This is a genomic window from Pseudomonas psychrophila, from assembly GCF_001043005.1.
Lineage (GTDB): Bacteria > Pseudomonadota > Gammaproteobacteria > Pseudomonadales > Pseudomonadaceae > Aquipseudomonas > Aquipseudomonas psychrophila.
Genome location: NZ_JYKZ01000069.1, coordinates 1 through 658 on the forward strand (window position 1 = coordinate 1; position 658 = coordinate 658).

Here is a 658-nt window from a genome sequence, read left to right on the forward strand (position 1 = left end):
AACACGCGCCTTACGCTCGTTCCGGGCAAATAAACAACGATCCCCACAGAAACGACAACGTTTTGTGGGGCCTTGACCAGCTGTTTGCGCTGTCCAGATCATTGCCCGATGACGCCCTGAGCTCTCCAGCGCACGCTCACGAGGCACACCTCTCAGGCAACAGGCGCAGGTGGTGGTTCGTCAGGCACCGTTGGTACACCTGGTTCAGTCGGTTGGGGGGTATCGGGGTCAGGCTGGCCGGGGATGCCGCCTGCGTTCATCTGAGGCTGGGCAAGTAATGACCATGCCAGCACTCCGACTTGATTCGGCTCCAGGCGTGCAAGCTGGGCGCGGATACTCGGATCGATCTTCATAAGGGCACTCCTGAGCGATGATCCGGCTCGCTGGGTGCGTAACCGGAAATCAATACACTCAATAGAGTGCCTTATCGCTCAGGAATTCCCGCTGTTCGTCAGGTGCGTGGCAAGGTCACGCCGCGCTGGCCCTGATACTTGCCGCCACGATCCTTGTAAGACACTTCACACTCTTCATCCGACTCGAAGAACAGCATCTGCGCGACGCCCTCGTTCGCGTAAATCTTTGCGGGCAAAGTGGTGGTGTTGGAGAACTCCAGCGTTACGTGGCCTTCCCACTCAGGCTCAAGGGGCGTCACGTTAAC

Annotated in this window: 2 protein-coding genes; both read right to left on the reverse strand. The window is 58.5% G+C overall.

What is annotated here, in order from left to right:
- Positions 1 to 152 precede the first annotated feature (152 nt).
- Positions 153 to 353, reverse strand: a complete 201-nt coding sequence (locus TU76_RS24100; protein WP_048352666.1) for a hypothetical protein — start codon at positions 351 to 353, stop codon at positions 153 to 155.
- 98 nt (positions 354 to 451) lie between these two features.
- Positions 452 to 658: dCTP deaminase (locus TU76_RS24105; RefSeq protein ID WP_048352667.1), on the reverse strand; the 207-nt coding region annotated here is incomplete at its 5' end.